The sequence below is a fragment of the Chloracidobacterium sp. D genome (assembly GCF_018304685.1).
Taxonomy (GTDB): Bacteria; Acidobacteriota; Blastocatellia; order Chloracidobacteriales; family Chloracidobacteriaceae; genus Chloracidobacterium; species Chloracidobacterium thermophilum.
Map to the genome: position 1 here is coordinate 139,446 of NZ_CP072634.1, position 18,892 is coordinate 158,337.

Sequence of the window (18,892 nt, forward strand, 5' to 3'; positions counted from 1 at the left end):
GTGCGGCACTTCTGCCGGGCAGAACTTCCCTGCGGTGGCGTCCAGCGGTTTTTCTCAATGGGATGAAGGGAGATAAGACGTTTTATGTATATCAGGCAAGCGATTTCAGTTGGCGGGCGTGAACTCTCCATTGAAACCGGAAAGATCGCCAAACAGGCTGATGGAGCCGTGGTGGTGACTTGTGGTGAAACCGTGGTGCTCGTGACAGCCGTGGCGGCCAAGGAGCCGAGTGCGCGGGGCTTCTTCCCGCTGACAGTGGATTACCGGGAATATGGCTACGCTTCCGGGCGCATTCCAGGCGGCTATTTCAAACGCGAAGGCCGCCCGACCGAACGTGAAATAGTCACGTCCCGGCTTATTGACCGCCCGCTTCGTCCGTTGTTTACCGAAGGCTTTGACAGTGAAACCCAGATCATCGCCCTGGTGATGTCTGCCGACAAGCACAATGACCCGGACGTTCTGGCGATTACCGGGGCCTCGGCGGCGCTCTACATTTCCGACATTCCGTTTGAAACGCCTATTGCCGGTGTCCGGGTGGGGTTGGTGGATGGCCGACTGGTCATCAATCCGACCTACCAGGAAATGCGGGCCTCCAGTCTGAACCTGACCGTGGCCGGCAGTGAAGAGGCCATCGTGATGGTCGAAGCCGGAGCAAAAGAAGTCAGCGAAGAAATCATGGTCGAGGCGCTGCTTTTCGGGCACAACGAAATCAAACGGCTGTGCGCCCTGCAGCACGAACTGCGCGCCAAGGTCGGCAAGCCAAAGCGTCAGGTCACACCCGTGACCTTGGACGAAGCCATTCTGCAGGCCATCGCGGCGGACTACACCGACCGGCTGCGGGCGGCGCTCGATGTGCGCGGACGCGACAAGCTGACGAGCTATGCCGAAGTGGATGCGCTTGAAAAAGAGGTCATTGGACGTTATCCGGCGGACGCGCCCGACCAGCGCGCCATGGCGCAGCGCGTGTTTGAGCACCTGAAAGAAAAAATCTTCCGGGAGGACATCCTGCTCAACCGCCGGCGTCCTGACGGGCGCAAGTTTTCGGAAATCCGGCCCATCGAGATTGAAGTCGGCGTGTTGCCCCGGGCGCACGGCAGCGCTCTGTTTACCCGTGGCGAAACCCAGGCGATTGTCACGGCCACCTTGGGCACGAGCCAGGATGTGCAGTACCTGGACGATCTGGAAGCCGGCGAAATCAAGCGGGATTTCATGCTCAACTACAATTTTCTCCCGTTCAGTGTGGGTGAAACCGGGCGGATGGGCAGTCCCGGACGGCGGGAAGTCGGTCACGGCGCACTGGCGCACCGCGCCCTGCAGGCTGTCCTGCCAACGGATGATTTCCCGTATGTGACGCGCGTCGTCTCCGATATTACGGAGTCCAACGGGTCATCTTCCATGGCCACGGTGTGCGGCGGCGCACTGGCCCTGATGGATGCCGGCGTCCCCATCAAGGCGCCCGTTGCCGGGGTCGCCATGGGGCTGGTGATGGACGACAAACGCTATGCCGTACTGACCGACATCGCCGGCGCCGAAGACCACTACGGCGACATGGATTTCAAAGTGGCCGGGACACGCCACGGCATTACGGCGCTTCAGATGGACATCAAGGTGAAAGGGCTGAATGCCCAAATCCTGGCCGATGCGCTTCAGCAGGCCAAACAGGGCCGGCTCTACATTCTGGAGAAAATGCAGGCGGTACTGCCGGCGCCACGACCGCAGATCAATCCACTGGCGCCGCGGATTCTGACCATGACCATTCCGGTGGCCAAGATTCGGGATGTCATCGGCAGCGGTGGCAAAGTCGTACGTGGCATTGTCGAGAAGACCGGCTGCAAGATTGACATCGAGGATTCCGGCCGGGTCATCATTGCAGCTTCGGACCAGGAAGCCGGGCAGCGCGCCCGGGCCATGATCGAGGCCATCATCGAAGAAGCTGAGCCTGGCAAAACCTATCTTGGTACGGTCACACGTATTGCCGAGTTCGGTGCTTTTGTCGAAATTTTCCCCGGCACGGAAGGGTTGTTACACATTTCGGAAATTGCCAACTACCGCGTCCGGTCGGTGGCGGACGAGCTCAAGGAAGGACAACAGTTGATGGTCAAGTGTCTGAGCGCGGACCCCAGTGGCAAGATTCGTCTCAGCCGGCGGGCCCTGCTCGAAGAAACGTCCACCAGCAATGGGGAAACGGAGCGGTCCGCACCGCCGGAACGTTCAGGGTCGCCGGAGCGGGACAGCGACCGCCGTTCCCGCCGCCGCTGAAACCAGCCGGCAGCCGCGTGGTGAGCTTTTTCCGTAAAGTGAACGTTTTGGAAGACTTGCTGGAACCACAGTGGCTTTGGTAGCGTCTGTCCTGCAAGCTACAAGGCGGGAATTCCAAAACGTTGCTGAACCCTGCTGACGCCCACGTTCAAGGCAGAGCGAGGCTGACTATGACGAAAGCCGACCTGGTGGAAGTGGTGGCGCGGGCTGCCGACTTGACGAAAAAGGATGCCGAAGTCGTCGTTGAAGAGGTCTTCGCAGCCATCATTGAGTCCCTGAATCGCGGTGAAAAGATCGAATTGCGCGGTTTCGGCTCATTTCGTATCCGCCAGCGTAACCCACGCCGTGGGCGCAATCCCAAGACCGGCGACGCCGTGGACATCCCGGCCAAGGCGGTGCCCTATTTCAAGCCGGGCAAGGAGTTACGGGAACTCATCAACCAGCGGATGCCCTCGGCCTGAGACGGTTGCCCGGCTGGGCTCTTTCATCCGTGTGGTGGTCTGCCGGGAGTGGATCAAGGAGACACCTCGTGGACGTGCTGTGGAGTCCGTGGCGTTACCGCTACATTGCGGGGCTTGATCGCCAGCCGGAACATCCGGCCGAGGCGACCACGGCGTGCCCTTTTTGTCGGATTCCGGCGGAAGAGCGGGATGCTGAAAACTTCGTCCTGTACCGGGGACGCCACAACTTCGTTCTCCTCAACATCCATCCCTACATCAACGGCCACGTTATGGTCGTTCCCTATGCCCACGTCGGGAGGTTGTCGGCGCTCCCGACCGAGGCGGGGTATGAAATGTTCGATCTGACCCGCTATCTGACGGAAATCCTGACTCAGGAGTACCGTGCCATGGGGTGCAATGTTGGCATGAATCTTGGACAGGCCGCCGGCGCCGGCATTGCCGACCATCTGCACATGCACGTCATGCCGCGCTGGTTTGGGGATGTGAACTTCGTGACGACCATTGGGGAAACGCGGGTGCTCCCGGAAGAGTTGCCTACGACCTATGCCCGCCTGCGTCCCTACTTTGCCAAACTGGAGGAGAACGGGCTGCCGCCAGGCATTTCCGCCTCCGCATGAGGTGTGCCGTTGGTCCTTTGACCCGTTGGGTGCGTCACCATGCGTGAAATTCTCGAACCGATCGCCCATCAACTCCAGAATCCCCAGGACCTCGACCGCGTGTTGTCGGCAGTAGTACAACGGGCCGCCGAAAGCGTAACGGCCGTGTGCGCGCGCCTGTGGCTGATTCGGCGGGGGGATATATGCCAGACCTGCCAGTGGGCAGCGGACTGTCCCGACAAGCGGCGCTGCCTGCACCTGAAGGCAAACTTCGGGGTTCCCGTCGAAGCTGCTTACCGGCGTGCGCCCCTGGTTGTGCTTTCAGGGGAGCAGTTGGCACGTGGTGGCGTGGTAGCCTGGGCACCGCCGCCTTCAACCGCCGCGATGTTGCTGGACCCCCGGCTGGCCGATGAGCAGGGAGTGGTGTCGTTCATCGCCCATCCGTTGCGCGTCGAAAACCGTGTGCTGGGGCTGCTGGCCGTTTTCGGGGCGCGGATGTTTACAGTTGCAGACTTTGAAGCCTGCGCCATCCAGGCGGCAGCCGCCTCGACGGCCATCCGGGTTGCCGAACTGGTCAACCGCGTACAGCGGGCTGACACCACTGTGCGTGACAAGTCCCGCGAGTTGGAGCAGCAGAGCCGCCTGCTGACCGCCATTCTCACCCACTCGACGGACCGCGCCATTCTTATTGAGGACCTGGACGGCAACATTCTGGCGTTCAACGAGGGGGCACGCCGTGCCTATGGCTATGGCCCCGAAGAGGTCATCGGGCGCGCCACCGCCGACAAACTCCACGCGCCAGAGGACTGGCGCAGCGGCCACGTCAGCAGGATTTACCAGCAGGCACTGGAACAGGGGGCGTATGTCGGAGAAATCCGCCGGCAGCACCAGGATGGACACATCTTTGTCGAACACACGACATTGACTGCACTCCGGGACGAGGAAGGTGATCCGGCCGGGTTCCTCTCCCTTGCGCCGGTGGGCCCTGAGCCGTCCCGTGCGGCGGCTTCGGAGGGCATCCTGGAGGCGCTTGAAGAACTCGCCACCATCCGGCGACCGGAAAACATTGTGGCAGAAACCCTGTTGCAGATGTGCCGGTTGAGTGCGTCTCCGGCGGCTGCCCTGCTGACTTTGGAAGGAAGCGCCCTGGGGGTGCGCGCTGTCCACAGTGAGGCGGCCTTTGTGCCCGGGCTGGTTGGCCGGAAATGGTCTCTGGGGGATGTCCCGGAGCTGTTTCGCGCTCTGGAGCAGGGGCAGGTTGAGCCGCTTGGTGTCTCGGCCGACCGGTTGTTGGCGGATGCCTCTGCTGGCGGTTTGGCCGTCCCGATGCTGCGGCAGCAGGTGCAGTCCGTGGTGGTGCTTGTCGCTCCACAGCGGAAGGATGCCGGACCACTGCTCCAGTTGGCCAAACTGGCGGCGGCATTTCTCAAATGGCAGCTTCTGGCTGAGCAACTCGAAGCACGTGAACAGGCGTTGGTCACGGAAGAAGCCACCCGCAATGCCCGGCATGAACAACTGGCACAGGCGTATGAACAGCTTGCTGAGTCCCACCAGGCCGCCCTGTCCAAGGTGGCCGAACTCGAAGCCGGGCGGCAGAAGCTCCAGCAGTCCCTGCAGGCGGCGACGGATGCCCAACGTACGGCTGAGGCGCAGATCGCCGAGTTGGCGGCAAAGCTGGCCGGGGCCGAGGCCGAACAGGCACGTCTGATGGAAGCCTGCCGTCAGTCAGACGTTTTGGCTGAGCAGGCGCGCCAGGCGGCGGCCGAAGCGGCGGCCCGCTGTGAAACCCTGGTAGCCAGGCAGGAAGCTGCTCTTCGGGAGCGGGACCTTTTTCGGGCACGGGTTGAGCTGCTGGAAGCTGATTTACGCCAGACACGCCAGCACGCCGAGCGCGCCACCTACCAGCACGCTGAAGCCCTGGTTCACATCCACGAGCTGGAAGAGAAGCTGGCTGCCCGCACCCAGGACCTGGAAACTGCTGAGCAAGCCCTGGTCGAGCTGCAGGAGCGGTATGAAGCGTCCCATCACCAGATGACAGAACGGATCGCCCAACTTGAGGACCTGCTCGCTGAAGCCCAGCAATCCATAGCGACACACAGCGCGGAAGCCGAACGCCTCACGGCTCAGGTCCGCGAGTTGACGGAGGAAGTTGCCGCTGCACAGCAGGCACGCCTTGATGCCCAGCACGCGGTTGAGACCCTGCGCCACGACCTGGATACCACCCAGCAGTTGCTTGAAGAAGCCGTTGTGCGCAGTCAAACGGCCGAACACAGAGCGGCGGAACTGGAAGAACGTACCGCCACACTCCTTTCCGAAGTGATTGCTGTTCAGGAGGAACAGGCCCGGCTTATCAGCGAGTGCGAGGGGCTGGAAAGCGCGTTGTCCACGGCCAAAGCCGAGGTTGAGCGGCAAGCTCAGGCCATTGCTCTGTTTGAAAACCATATTGATACGCTCGAACGCTCACTGGCAACGAGCGAGGTGGCCCGTGCCGCACTTATCCAGCGGGTGGAAACACTGCTTGAGGAGCGGACGGTATGGCGACAGACCCTCGATCATCTGGAAGCACGTTTGGCCGAACGCCAAGCCGTGGCACAGGCGGCTGTTTCCGCTCCTCATGTGACCGGCGAAAGCACGTCCGTGGCACTGCCCCTGGCCGAGGGCGAAGTGGCGCGGCTGCGGGAACGGCTGGCCCAGCGTGAGGCGGAAAATGCCTCGCTGCGCCAGCGGCTGTCCCTGCTGCAGGGCACCTACCGGGAAACCGTCGCCGTGTTGCAGTCCCGCCTCGACGATCTCGCCAAACTCAATGCCATCACCGGAGCACACCGCAAACTTGAAGATGTGCTGTTTGAGACTTCTCCACCGTCTTCAACGGCGCCGGTCGTGGTAGTGGCCTGTGACGACGCCGACCTGCGCGCCCGGTTGGCCGCCTGGTGTCAGCAGGCTGGCTACCAGACAAGGCAGGTCATGGACAGTGACGCCACACTGGCGACACTGATGCTGGACCCGCCGCAGAGCATCGTGCTGGCCGGGACGCCAACCCACATCAGCGATGCCTACCGCCGCATCCGGCGGAATCCCGATTGGCGCACCCTCCCGATCGTCGTCATCACACCGGAGTCCTTTGCCGGCATCTCGGCTTCCCCCTCGACCCTGACCCTTGACCAGCAGGCGATTTCACCGGCGTCCCTCCAGAAGGCGCTTCGGCGATGGTCGGCAGCGTAGAGTCCCGACCACTACGGATGACACCTAATGGCCGCTCGAACCAATGGTCCGCACAAGGCGCAGGGCCATTGCCGGTCGAACCCGGTTGGGCATGCTACGGTCTGCGCCAAGGCCAACCTGGAAGGAATACTGCCGCCACTGAAACTGGGCCTGTGGCAAAACGGTCCAGTCCGTACGGCGTCTGGCGCCTACCGCCAGATTGGTTTCCAGACCAAGGACAAGGCGCTCAGAAACCTCCCGAAAGACCGTCGGGTTGAAGACGCCCCGGATGTTTCGCTGCGCCTCCTGGCGCTCGAACCGTACGCCCTGCATCGTAAACAATGACCAGTGCTGTCCGAAACGATGGCCGGCCAGATGGAGGACATCGAGTTGCAGGTCTTTTCCTGAGCGCGCGCGTTCAAGCAGGGCCTGCCAGCCGTGGATGGAGCGCTGCCGGCGAAAGGTGCCGAAGGTTCCCTGAAGTCCAAACTTGAAGGCTTCCAGATGCCCACCCTGGAAAGGGATTTCAACCTCCACGGTGTGTCCAGGGGCAAAGGCCCATTCGACCTCCGGCGCCCAAGCGACACCGGTTGCAGGGCGGCCGATGGAGGGGCGGACGAGGGTGTTGACCTCCAGTTCACCCCGTTCGGCGCCCAGCGGGCGCATAAGGTCAAACAGCATGGGTTCTGGAATCAAAGGAACCTGACGCGGTTTGGGTTTTTCCTGTTCCTGGTACGTGCCTGCGGCAAGGTCCGGGAAGTTTTCGACGCCTTCCCGTCCATCGGCGACGGCATCGTTTGGAACGGAGTCCTGCGTTCCGGCTGGGGCCGGAAAAACGTCTGGAACTGGAACACGTCCCGCCGGTCTGGTGTCCGGTGGCGGTGCAGACAGAGGTGGCAGGTGCTGCCCCTGACCAGTGGATGAAAGTGCACACAGGGCAAGAACATGGGCAAGGCCGGGGACGAGGCTGGCCATCAGCCAGCGCCAGCGGCAAACACACTTTGGCATTGCGGAATCCTCCACGACAGTTCACTGCGGTTGCCAGGAACACCTGCCACGTGCTGGGCCAGGTGTCCTGTGAGCAGGAAGCCACCTTTCAGGTCAGTTCAGATCAGGGTGGTTTGGGTTGTCAGCGTGTGTGGAGGAGGGGCACGCGAGGGAAGCCCTGCCACGGACTCGTATGGTGTTCGATTCCGGTACGGACAGAACCAGACCCGGTGAGGTTCAATGTCCAGGGCCGTGAAGACCAGTCTCCAGAAAATCGGTGCTGGTTGGGGCGGGCGGGTACTTTTGGTCAACCAGTCGGCGGCCGTGGCGCTGTCTGTAGGTTCCGGCCCCGATTGGTACAGCGGCTCTCTGGTGACACAGGGGGTGAACACCCCGTGTCCGTCGTTTTCCAGGTGAATGAAGCGGCCAAGCAGCCCATCGGCCACCAGCAGGTCTGCCAGGTTGTCGGCGTTGACATCCTGGACGGCAAAACCGACGCCATTCGCCGTGATGGTCACCTTATCGGGCTGGCTGCTGAGGCGGACTTCGATCAGGTAGCGCCCATCGGTGGTGGTGTTACCTGAAACGGTGTCTGGCAGGTGGTCGCCGTCGAGGTACGCGATGATATGTCCCACAGGGCCGGCCGGGGCGGTCTGGTTGACCAGGCTGGACGGGCGCTGGGGTACAGTGTTCGGTCGCGACGCCAGAAACGACAGCCCCGGCAGGCCGGCCAGCACCAGACAAAACAGCCAGATTGGATGCCATCGGCGGCAGAACACCATCGTTTACACCTCTGGGCTGGACGACGCCCAGTTGCTCACCAGTGTTTCAGTCAGCCGGTTAAAATACATAAAGTATGAACCAGCACCGCTGATTCCAGGTGTGAGATTTTTGACACACAAGGGGACGGGTTCCACGCAGGCAAAGTCCACCGGTTGGGAAGCATCGCCAAGTTTCTCGAAAGCCCTTGCTGATTTACCTGGTTGCGCTATGCTTGGAACTTTTCCAAATCCTGTAGTCCATCGGAAACTGCAACATGCGCGAAAACGTTCTCCAGCGGGCCCTGGTCATCCTGGCGGTGACGCTGGCCTCCTTGTATGTCATTCTCATCGGCTGGCGCGCCCCACGCCTCGAAGATTTCAAATCCTTTGACCAGATCAAGAAAAACGTCGCCACAAACATCAAGCTGGGGCTTGACCTCAAGGGCGGTTCACACCTCGTCATGCAGGTCATGGTGGACGAAGCCCTCAAGAAGATGTGTGACGACAATGCCGAAAAAGCCAAGGCTATTCTGGAAAACATCGGCATTTCGGTCAAGGAAGCCAGGAGCCTGTCGGCAACCCAGCTTGCCATCACCATCAATGACGCCGGGCGCATAGCAGAAGCGCGGGACAAGGTACTGGAAGATTTTGGCAAGTCGGAATGGAACGCAACGGTCAGTGGGGACACGCTGACCTTCACGCTCAGCGAGCGGGTGGCTCAGGAGTACCGGCGGCGGGCGGTCGAGCAGGCGATGCTCATTATTGAAAACCGCATCAATGCCTTTGGCGTGGCTGAGCCGACCCTGCAACGGTATGGCCCGGAGCAAAACCACCAGATTCTGCTCCAGTTGCCCGGGGTGGACGATCCTGAGCGTGTCAAGAAGACGCTGGTGCTGGAGTCAAACCTGGAGCTGCGTCCGGTGGATGGCACCTACCGTACCTATGCCACACTCGAAGAAGCCAAGGCTGCCGTGGGGGTGCGGACGGATGTGGAAGCCCTGCCCCTTGATGAGCGCGACGAGGACGAAGCTACGGACGAAGACGGCAACCCGGTAACGCGCCGGAACCGTCAGCCCAAGCCTGATACACCCACGGCTTACATGGTCGTCTCCAAAACACCGGTCGTGGTGGGGCGCGACCTGCGCGATGCGTTTGCTGCTTCAGGCACTGTGGATGGTGATGGCGATTACCGCATCATTTTCAAACTCAAGGACGAAGCGGCAAAGAAATTTGGGGAATGGACCGGAAAAAACATTGGCAAGGGATTGGCCATCGTGCTGAATGGCCGCATCAAGTCCGCACCGACGATCCGGGGGCAGATTCGGGAAACCGGCGAAATCACCGGCAACTTCACCAAAGCCTCGGCCGAGGATTTGGCCCTCGTCCTGCGTTCCGGGGCCCTGCCAGCCCGCATTGTGTATCTGGAAGAGCGTACGGTTGGACCTTCCCTGGGGGCGGATTCGATTCGCCAGGGCGTGGCAGCTTCTATTGCCGGTCTGGTGTTTATCCTGGTGTTTATGGTCGTGTACTACCGCCTGTCCGGTGTCAACGCCATCATTTCGCTCATTCTCAACCTGGTGATGCTGCTGGCGGCAATGGCGATGTTCGGTGCGGTGCTCACCTTGCCGGGCATTGCCGGCGTCATTCTGACCATCGGGATGGCTGTGGACTCGAATGTGCTCATCTTCGAGCGCATCCGCGAAGAACTGCGGGCTGGTAAAGCCGTCATCAATGCCGTTGAACTTGGCTTCGACAAAGCCTTCATCACCATCCTGGATACCCACGTCACGACGGTCGTCTCGTCCCTGATTCTGTTCGTGTTCGGCACGGGTCCCATCCGTGGCTTTGCCGTCACGCTTCTGGCCGGACTTCTGGCCAATATCTTCACGGCCACCTTCGTGTCAAAAACGATGTTTGGCTATGTGCTGTCGCGTTCTGAACGTCCGACGGCGCTCAGTATCTAGGCAGAGACGGCCACAGGCAGGGCGGCTGTTCCTTGCAGTGGGACAGGCGCTGTGCCGGGGTCCTGACCTGTGTTTGTGAGATGTCATCATGATGGAACTGTTTCGGAACCCGAACTACGACTTCCTTGGGAAAGCCAAGTATTTCATCGGCTTTTCGGTGATTGTCCTGGTGGCCGGCTGCATCTCCATGGTGGTTCGTGGCTTCAACCTGGGCGTGGACTTTGCCGGCGGCACGAAGATGACCGTCCGCTTTGTGTCGCCGCCGGACGAGAACCGGATTCGTGAAGCGCTCCGCAAGGGCGGCTACACACCGGACAAGGTGGTCATTCAGCGGACTGGCAAGCAGTTGAGCCAGTCTGACCGCAACGAGGTCTTCATCAACACGCCCCAGACCGAAGCCGATGTGGATGGCGACAAGCGGAAAATCACCGAGGCGTTGCAGAAGTACTACGGAGCACCGGCTGACCCTGACAAACTCGACATCAATCTGGTCGGTGCCTCAAGCCTGGCCACGCGGCTGACGGAACTCGATGTGCTGGACCTCAAGAAGACCCTCCCGCCGGGTGAAGCCGAACGTGAGTATCGCCGCTTTGCCGACCATGTCATCCAGACCCGGGACGCTGCCGGGGGCACGCTGGCAGACCTGAAAGCCATTCCGCTCACTGGCTTTGACCCGAAGATGGCCGAAGCCCTCGAACGGGCGGCAACGGTTGGTGCGTTCAACGTCGTCAGTGCGGAAATCGTCGGCCCGCAGGTGGGCAAGGACCTGCGCAACCGGGCCATCATTGTCACCATTGTGGCCTGTATTGGGATGTTGCTGTTTATTGCCTTTCGGTTTGAGTGGGTGTATGGCGTAGCTGCCGTTATCGCCGTCGTGCACGATGTCCTGGTGACACTGGGGCTGTTTTCCCTCTTTCAGTGGGAAATTTCGCTGACCTTCATTGCGGCGATGCTGACCCTGGTGGGCTACTCGATGAATGACACCATCGTGATTTTCGACCGCATCCGGGAGCAGCTTGCCGAACGGCGCCGGGATGACCTGGCCGTCGTCACCAATGATGCCATCAACCAGACGCTGTCACGCACGGTCATTACCTCCGGGTTGACACTGCTTTCGGTGCTGGCCCTGGTACTTTTCGGAGGAGAAGTTCTCAAGAGTTTCTCGTTGGCGCTGCTGGTGGGGATTCTGTTCGGCACCTATTCCTCGATTGCCATTGCCAGCCCCATCCTGCTGTGGTGGAAGCGGTATCTGGCGCAGCGGCAGCCAGCCGCGGTACCGGCGGAAGCCACGACCCGTACCGGCGGTGAAAAGCGCGTCGGTGGTGAAAAGCGTTCCGGGCGGACGGCAAAATCAGCTCCGACCCGGTGAGGCCCTGCCGGGACCGGGTGACGGCCCGGTGGTGGAAGCTGTGGGAGGTCTGTTCCGCTTGCCTGCATCTGAATTTTAGTGGGGGCCGGTTGACCGGGAACTTTTGTGGCGGGCCGCGTGTCAAACCGCATGAACACCCAAGGCGCTGTTCAGATGGTGCCTATCTGTCACAGGTGGTCTGTCACAGATGGCCGGTCTGACGCGGCTGCGGACCGTTTGCGGCCGAAAAAGCCAGTCTGAAAAAGCCGGAGTGGATGCGGTAAGGGGCCCCTGAGCACGGAAAAGTCTTGACTTAATCCCGTGCCGAACAGTAACGTCTGGCGCATTCAAGACACGCCAGAGTGATGTAACGATACTGCCAGCAAGTCGGCTATCGGTTGAGCATTCCAACATTGCATGACCAAGTGCTGGTGCTGAGGCAATGTGACGAAGCCGTTGCACATACCTGATACCCGAATATCGTACAGCTCCATCAGGCTTTACGGCCGACTCCGTCTATATGGGAGCACACCCCTGCTGGTAACGTTCCCGATTGCCTGTGGAAGGTGAGGTAAAGATATGTTCGACACCATGGTTGAGTCCACTTCGCAAGCCAAAGACGCCGGTCGGCGCTCAGCCTTCTTTTTCGTGACGCTCATTATCTGGGTGGTCGGCTTCACTGGCCTGGTAATTTGGCAGGTGTGGACCTATGCCGCCGAACTAAGTCAGTCGGCCAACGATGTAACACTGCTTGCTCCACCACCACCGCCGCCGCCACCGCCGCCGCCACCACCGGCTGCCACGACATCGGCACCTCAGACCAAGGCGCCGATTGTTGACGACACATTTACCGCGCCGAAAGAAGTCCCGAAGGAAATCAAGGAGATTCCAAAGCAGGCCCAACTCCGTTCACGGGTTGGCGATGCTGGTGCCAGTGATGCGGCTGGAATGGTAGGTGGTGTACCGGGTGGTGTACCGGGTGGTGTACCGGGGAGCACGGGGGATGCTGCACCGCCGCCGCCGCCGGATCCGCCCAAAGAAGCTCAGGTGCCTTCTGGCCCTGTTCGGAAAAGTGAAGGTGTTCTCAAGGGAAATGCCATCAACCGTGTGCAGCCGGACTATCCAGCCGTTGCCAAGTCTGCCCGGATACAGGGAGCGGTCGTCGTTGAGATTGTCATCAATGAGGAAGGGCAGGTGATCAGTGCGCGGGCGGTGAGTGGTCCGGCATTGTTACAGCAGGCTGCGGTGAGTGCTGCCCGTCGGTGGACGTTCAAGCCGACCATTCTCAATGGTCAGCCGGTGAAAGTCTCCGGGGCGATTACGTTCAACTTTGTACTCAACTAGGGAGCTCGTGCCATCCGTAAGCGTGTGTATGGGGTGCGCCCCTGTTCTCAAGTGACCAGCGGGGGCTTCCTCTCGCTGGAGAGGAGGCTGTAACGCTCCTGGTCCCTACCTTGGAAGCTTTCTTCTACTTTGGAGGATGACATCTCATGACGTTGCTGTTCACAAAGTTCGGCTTGCTGACTATGCAGGCAGTCATCATGTTTGCTGCTGAAGGCGGCAAGGCCGAAACCGAAGACTTTACCCTGCTCGGCATGATCCGCAAGATGGGGCCGACGGCGTTGGTCGTGGCGATCATTTTGTTCCTCATGTCGGTCTATTCGATTGCCATCATGGTTGAGCGTTTTCTGACCTACACGCAAGCCAAAACCCAATCGCGTGAATTCGCTCCCAAAGTGGCGCAGGCACTGAAGAATGACCGTATTGAGGAAGCCATTAACATCGCTGACCAGCACCGCAAGAGCCATCTGGCGGTGGTTGTCAACGCCGGCTTGCAGGAATTCCGTGCGCATCAGAATGACCCGAATCTTTCCGGTGATGTGATTGAAGCCTCAAAGCGGGCCCTGCAACGGGCGGTCGCCGTCAAGATGGCCGAGTTCAAGAAGGGGCTTTCGGGGTTGGCCACGATTGGTTCGACAGCGCCATTTGTGGGTCTCTTTGGCACAGTCGTTGGGATCATCAACGCCTTCCAGGGGATGAAGGAAGCTGAAGGCGCTGGGATTGGAGCGGTGGCTGGAGGCATCTCCGAAGCGCTGGTTGAGACGGCATTTGGACTCCTGGTGGCGGTACCAGCGGTGTGGATGTTCAACTATTTCACAAGCAAGGTCGAGGCCTATAACGTCGAAATGGAAAATTCATCATCCGAGTTGATTGATTATTTCCTGAAGCGGCGGGGAGTGCGCTAAGCCATGGGCATGTCGGCTGGTGGTGGAAGCAGCTACAACAGCGACATCAACGTGACGCCCATGGTGGATGTGATGTTGGTGCTGCTGATCATCTTTATCGTCGTTACTCCCCTGTTGTCGCAAGGGGTCAATGTCAACTTGCCTGAAAATGACAACCCGGATGAAGACCCAAACATTACCAAGGACACTTCAGTCGTAGTCTCGATTCCACAGGCGGGGCAGTACTACGTTGGGCGTGAGCCGGTCGCCCGGACGGAGTTGGTCGAGCGGATCAAACGCCTGATGCGGGAGAAAGCCAAAAAGGAAGAACAGGTCGTTTACATCCGGGCAGAGAAGACCGTTCCTTACGGCGAGGTGGTGATGACTGTGGACGCCATCCGCAACGCCGGTATAGACCGGATTGGACTCGTCACTGAAAAGCGCAAGAAGAAGTGACCCCAATGACCTGTCCGCCCCTCCCACGGCTGCTGCCGCACATAGGTTGGCACGTGCCGAGGGGCACAAGGTTTGCGGGTCTCAATGAAGGATGCAACCTGTTAGGAGGGGACAACCATGGGGATGTCAACTGGCGGCGGCCCAAGTGGGAGTGACACCAGCGGCCCGCGCCCGGATGTCAACATTACACCGCTGATAGATGTCCTGCTGGTGATGATCATTATCTTTATGGTCATCAAACACAAGGACCCACACCGCTTTGAGAGCAAAATCCCGGAAAAGCCCAAAGAGCAGCAGCAGATGAAAAGTGACACCATCTTTCCGGTGCTGACGATTGATCGGCAGGGTGTCATCCGGTGGAACACACAGGAAAAAACCGAAGAGCAGCTCAAACGTGAGCTGAAAGAGTTTTTGGATAATCGTCCGTCTGATCTTCGGGCGGCTTTTATCAAGGCCCCACGGGATGTCCAGTATGAGCGCGTCATGAAGCTCATTGACCTTGCCAAGGGCGCTGGTGCTTCTCCAATTGGATTGCAGATTGACAACCTCGATTGAATGACTCCCATGACGACACAAACACTGCGTGACTGCTGGACGTGGAGTTCTGCTTGGCACCGGGTTCTTCCCTTGTGCGGGGCGCTGACGCTTGCCTTTGGTTTAGCTGGATGTAACCTCGTCAACAAGTTTGTTGCCAAGGATCTACTGAATGAGGGGGCACGGCAGTACAATAAGGGGCATTACGAAAAGGCAGAAAAGATTTTCAAGGAAGCCATTGAGCGTGACCCCGATTTCCTCCAGGCCAAACTCTTCTATGCCACAGCCATACGCTCTCGCGTCAACAACGAAGACGGTGAAGAGCAAATCAAAGCTGCCAAACAGGCCATCGAGGCCTACATGGAACTCCTCAAACCTGAAAACGAGAAACGACTGAAAGAGCGCGATCGTGACCAGACATACGCCTTTATTGCTGACCTGTACAAAACACTCGACGATCAAAAAAGCTACCAAGAGTGGCTGAAAAAGCGTGCCGAACTTCCCAACCAGAAGCCGACGACAAAGGCTGAGTGTCTTTATTCTATTGGTGTCATCTATTGGAATGAAGCCACAAAAATATCGAGAAAGTACGAAACCCAAGTGCCAGGTAAGCTTCCGGAAGTAGCCAAGCCGGATAAATGGAAGAAAGAAGACATTGATGCGCTCCTACAAGCCGTTCAGACAGGGCTGAAGTACATTGAGGAAGCTATTGCTGCCGATCCGCGGTATGCCAATGCCTACAGTTACAAGTCTCTCCTACTCAAGGAACAAGCCAAAGCCACGGCTGATCCAAAGGTTGTCAACCAGCTCGAACAGGCAGCTCAGGAGGCGGTTGAGAAGTTTCAAGAGCTGAACCGACAGGCGGCGGCTGAGCTGTCTGGCAGCAGCTAAGCTTGTTTTTCCAAAATCCTGTGTTCTGTTGACCGTAGCTTGGAAGCAGCTACGGTCAATCTTTTTGTAACCTCTCCCAACGCTGCAACACTCTGGCTGTGCCTAGCCGGAACTGCGTCTATGGAATCCTTCTTTGAGCGACAGGAACGACTAAGCTGGTGGCGGCAGGATGTCCTGCGGGCGGCACGCATTATGGTGGTTGGGGCTGGCGCGCTGGGCAATGAAACCCTCAAAAACCTGGCTCTCCTTGGGGTGCGATGGATGCTGGTCGTTGACCAGGATGACATCGCCCCTTCCAACCTCAGTCGTACCGTCTTGTTTCAGCCTTCCGACATTGGTCGCCGCAAGGCAAAGGTCGCTGCTGAGCGGACACAAGCCCTCTGCCGTGATAACGGAGGAACGGTCCGCCCACTGGATGCCGACCTGGTGTGGGACATTGGCCTGGGGGTCTTTCGGCGGGTGGATGTGATTTTGGGCTGTGTGGATAACGACGAAGCGCGCTTGGCCATCAATCGCGCCGCGCGCGCCGTGGGCATTCCCTGGATCAATGCCGGCATGCATGAACTGACCGGCAGTGTCACCTCCTTTTCAGGTGAGGCCGGAGCCTGTTTTGAATGTGCTGTGACCCCGGATCAGGTCGCTGATGCACAATCACGGTATGATTCATGCGAGCAGGTGCGCCGGCGCTACCTCGTGGAAGAACGTTTGCCGACCATCCAGGTGACATCCGCACTGACTTCTGCTCTCCAGGTGCAGGAGGCGCTCAAGGTTTTGCACAGGGAGCCGGTGAACTTCGGTGTCCGGTACGTGTACAATGGACTCACCCACGGTTTTCACGCGATTCAGTTGCCTTATGACCCGCACTGTCTGGCGCATGGTCGGCTTGGCTCAGTTGTCGAACTGCCGATTGGCGCCGATGCTTCACTGAGACAGACGCTTGATGTTCTTGAAGCGCATTTCGGTCACGGTGTGACCGTTCACCTCGACCGGCGTTACATCCGCCGCATTGGGTGCCGTCGGTGTGGACGGCCGCTGCTGGTTCAGCGTCCGGCGCATCGGATCTACGATGACGAGTTGGTTTGCGCTGACTGTCCAAGCCCTGGTGATTTTGCTATAAGTGAAGCCATGCCACAGGTGGCCACCGCAGACAGTTACATTGAGATTGTGACCTGTTTTACAGGTGATACCTTTGGGGGAGTCCCTATGACAGATGAGGATGAAAGGCGTACGTTGCGTCAACTGGGAATCCCTCCCCTGCACATTCTGACAGTCGAAGACCGGTGTGGGCGGCGTTGGTCATGCGAGTTGACCGGTGACGTGGCAACGGTCTTGGGAGACTGGGGAGTAGAAACCTTGACCTCCTCACGTGGATAACCGGTTTTGGACGCAGGTCTTGCGTCTCTAACTTGGACGGGTTTCCCTGAAGCGCGGCGTGTGAGCCTAAGCATGGTGGGCGATGGCTTCAAGACCTCTCAGCTTTCAACTTCGGCAGCACACACTCAGGTAGTTTCTTGCCCGTGAAAGGACACGTGCCGTATGGAAGGGGTCGCAGTTTTGGGTTCGCTTCTTTTCATACTGATTATCCTCGTGTCCTGTGGCTTTGAGTTCTATGAACTCTACCAGGTACGCCGTGAGCTTGAAGAAGGAAGCCGCTCCGGGAATCATATTTTGTTTCCACGGCATCATTACGCCGAACTGCACCGGCGGAACTACTATACCCCCCCTTTGCCCGGAGGCGCTGAGCGTACCTTTCGTGTCAAGCGGAAAGAACAACCAGTGCGCTGCGAAGTCTGCCACCAGGACGATTGCTTCGAGGTACGAACCGGTTACTGCACACGCTGCAACTATTACACCCTGTAGTTGGAAGTCCCTTTCTTGCACCACGGGGCTGACATCAGAAGTCGAGGTCGTTTGCCAATGTCCGACGTTGACATCACTTTTCGCAATGAAAACAACGGGAAAGAGGTAGAAGTTACGGTTTCTGATGACATGACGGCAGATGCCATCCTGCGAAACCTCGTTGAAGCAGGTGTCATCCCGAATGTGCCGGGAACGACCCTCGTGTTTCGCAACATGCAACTGCGTCCCAATCAGACCCTGGCTCAGGCTGGGGTTGTTTCCGGGGACACCATTGGGATTTTTCTCAATACTCGCGGTGGGCGGCAGCCGTTGAACTCAGGCAACCGGATAGTGGTTGGTTACTGCTCATGAAATGCCCACCGTGTCGGTTTGGGGGAGAATACGCAGTTCCGGCCGGGCGTAGTGGGCTTGGATGCTACTGCGGATGGTATCTATGTACTCGTCCCGGTAAGTCCAGAACCCTTCAAACCGACGCTTTCCTCCAGGATACCCGTTTTTGACGGACGCCGCCGATTGTGGCTCTGGCAGGCGACACTCGCGGGCAAACAGGGCAATCCGGAAGCGGGTGTCGTCACTGAGAACAATCCAGTAGTCCCGACATGCGGCATCGGCCGGGCGGAAAAACTGAAGGTTCTCAGCAATGAACGGGGGGGCAATGTCTGGTTCACCAATGATCCAGACTTGTTGTGAAGTGCGGGCAATCGCCGCATAGCGTTCCTGCTGGGGCAGAAACAGTGAAAGTTTCTGGAAGGAGGCAACGAAGAGTCCAGAGAGCCGTTTCTCGATGAAGCGGTCCTCAATGTAGTGTGAAATGCTCAACATCAGGGAAAAGTTGAGCGTGCGGAACGTATCGGTCTCCGTGACGGGCAGCCCGCCACCGTTGCGCTCGGCGCGTGCGTCGAGGTGATGCACAATGTCTTCAAACGTTTTGACGATGGGTGCCGACATGGCGAAACTCCCGTGGCAACCGCGCCCCATCGGCGACCGGCGGGAATGGGCTGCCGGGGACATGGCTCGTTGGTCGTGATGGTGTCTCCAACGGCTAAGTGTATTTTCATACACTTTTGGATGGGATACAACCCATGTTCCGCGAAAAAGTGTACTTTTTTTCACTTTGCCGGGAAGCGAGTGGCCTGAGGAGGGGGCGCTGTCGAGAAGATCAACGAAGAGCTTGACAAACCGCCTTTGGCCTGTTTAGCCTGTGTGACGCTTGGCAGGTAGGTTTGCGGGAGTAACTCAGTGGTAGAGTGCAACCTTGCCAAGGTTGAAGTCGCGAGTTCGAATCTCGTCTCCCGCTCCAGACAATCCGACAAAAAGACGACGGCAGCCTTTTGGCGCGTCGTCTTTTT

At 59.0% G+C, this 18,892-nt stretch carries 17 protein-coding genes and 1 tRNA gene; 15 read left to right on the forward strand and 3 right to left on the reverse strand.

The window, feature by feature from the left end; genetic code table 11:
• Positions 1-84 precede the first annotated feature (84 nt).
• The 4 genes from pnp to J8C01_RS00595 all read left to right on the forward strand — a co-directional run bounded on the left by pnp (position 85) and on the right by J8C01_RS00595 (position 6,538).
• Positions 85-2,259 (forward strand): polyribonucleotide nucleotidyltransferase, encoded by a 2,175-nt coding sequence (gene pnp, locus J8C01_RS00580; RefSeq protein ID WP_211432034.1) that lies wholly within the window; start codon positions 85-87, stop codon positions 2,257-2,259.
• A gap of 125 nt (positions 2,260-2,384) precedes the next feature.
• The gene (locus tag J8C01_RS00585; protein WP_256444033.1) at positions 2,385-2,720 is read left to right on the forward strand and encodes an integration host factor subunit beta; all 336 of its coding nucleotides are present in this window, start codon (positions 2,385-2,387) and stop codon (positions 2,718-2,720) included.
• 68 nt (positions 2,721-2,788) lie between these two features.
• Complete coding sequence (locus tag J8C01_RS00590; RefSeq protein WP_014098634.1) at positions 2,789-3,337, forward strand: HIT family protein; 549 nt, start codon at positions 2,789-2,791, stop codon at positions 3,335-3,337.
• 39 nt (positions 3,338-3,376) lie between these two features.
• Positions 3,377-6,538 (forward strand): PAS domain S-box protein, encoded by a 3,162-nt coding sequence (locus J8C01_RS00595; RefSeq protein WP_211432035.1) that lies wholly within the window; start codon positions 3,377-3,379, stop codon positions 6,536-6,538.
• Positions 6,539-6,562: 24 nt separating this feature from the next.
• Here J8C01_RS00595 and J8C01_RS00600 read toward each other — a convergent pair whose 3' ends face one another.
• Entirely contained in the window at positions 6,563-7,525 is a 963-nt protein-coding gene (locus J8C01_RS00600; protein ID WP_211432036.1) for a hypothetical protein, read from the reverse strand.
• 98 nt (positions 7,526-7,623) lie between these two features.
• Complete coding sequence (locus tag J8C01_RS00605) at positions 7,624-8,286, reverse strand: hypothetical protein (protein ID WP_211432037.1); 663 nt, start codon at positions 8,284-8,286, stop codon at positions 7,624-7,626.
• Between the two features lie 254 nt (positions 8,287-8,540).
• Between J8C01_RS00605 and secD the strand changes: the two genes are divergently transcribed.
• The 10 genes from secD (at position 8,541) to J8C01_RS00655 (ending at position 17,894) form a co-directional block, all read left to right on the forward strand.
• The gene (secD, locus tag J8C01_RS00610) at positions 8,541-10,229 is read left to right on the forward strand and encodes a protein translocase subunit SecD (protein WP_211432038.1); all 1,689 of its coding nucleotides are present in this window, start codon (positions 8,541-8,543) and stop codon (positions 10,227-10,229) included.
• A gap of 88 nt (positions 10,230-10,317) precedes the next feature.
• Positions 10,318-11,598, forward strand: a complete 1,281-nt coding sequence (gene secF, locus J8C01_RS00615; protein ID WP_211432039.1) for a protein translocase subunit SecF — start codon at positions 10,318-10,320, stop codon at positions 11,596-11,598.
• Positions 11,599-12,156: 558 nt separating this feature from the next.
• Positions 12,157-12,921: an energy transducer TonB gene (locus J8C01_RS00620; protein WP_211432040.1), complete on the forward strand. Its 765-nt coding sequence runs from the start codon at positions 12,157-12,159 to the stop codon at positions 12,919-12,921.
• Positions 12,922-13,067: 146 nt separating this feature from the next.
• A complete protein-coding gene (locus J8C01_RS00625) occupies positions 13,068-13,823 on the forward strand; it encodes a MotA/TolQ/ExbB proton channel family protein (RefSeq protein WP_014098641.1) in 756 nt (251 codons plus the stop codon).
• A 3-nt stretch (positions 13,824-13,826) separates the two neighbouring features.
• Positions 13,827-14,258, forward strand: coding sequence for an ExbD/TolR family protein (locus J8C01_RS00630; protein WP_211432041.1), 432 nt, complete (start codon positions 13,827-13,829; stop codon positions 14,256-14,258).
• A 117-nt stretch (positions 14,259-14,375) separates the two neighbouring features.
• Positions 14,376-14,813 (forward strand): ExbD/TolR family protein, encoded by a 438-nt coding sequence (locus J8C01_RS00635; protein ID WP_211432042.1) that lies wholly within the window; start codon positions 14,376-14,378, stop codon positions 14,811-14,813.
• A gap of 9 nt (positions 14,814-14,822) precedes the next feature.
• Positions 14,823-15,683, forward strand: coding sequence for a hypothetical protein (locus tag J8C01_RS00640; protein WP_211432043.1), 861 nt, complete (start codon positions 14,823-14,825; stop codon positions 15,681-15,683).
• Positions 15,684-15,803: 120 nt separating this feature from the next.
• A complete protein-coding gene (locus J8C01_RS00645; RefSeq protein ID WP_014098645.1) occupies positions 15,804-17,057 on the forward strand; it encodes a HesA/MoeB/ThiF family protein in 1,254 nt (417 codons plus the stop codon).
• 162 nt (positions 17,058-17,219) lie between these two features.
• Positions 17,220-17,543 (forward strand): hypothetical protein, encoded by a 324-nt coding sequence (locus J8C01_RS00650; protein WP_211432044.1) that lies wholly within the window; start codon positions 17,220-17,222, stop codon positions 17,541-17,543.
• Between the two features lie 57 nt (positions 17,544-17,600).
• Positions 17,601-17,894 carry a ubiquitin family protein gene (locus J8C01_RS00655; protein ID WP_014098647.1) on the forward strand — a complete coding sequence of 98 codons (294 nt, stop codon included), beginning with the start codon at positions 17,601-17,603 and terminating at the stop codon, positions 17,892-17,894.
• Here the strand turns inward: J8C01_RS00655 and J8C01_RS00660 are convergent.
• Entirely contained in the window at positions 17,889-18,491 is a 603-nt protein-coding gene (locus J8C01_RS00660; RefSeq protein WP_014098648.1) for a DICT sensory domain-containing protein, read from the reverse strand. The two genes, J8C01_RS00655 and J8C01_RS00660, sit on opposite strands and share 6 nt — an antisense overlap.
• 277 nt (positions 18,492-18,768) lie before the next feature.
• On the opposite strand from J8C01_RS00660, the gene J8C01_RS00665 reads away from it, so the two are divergent.
• A tRNA-Gly gene (locus tag J8C01_RS00665) sits at positions 18,769-18,843 on the forward strand.
• Positions 18,844-18,892 lie beyond the last annotated feature (49 nt).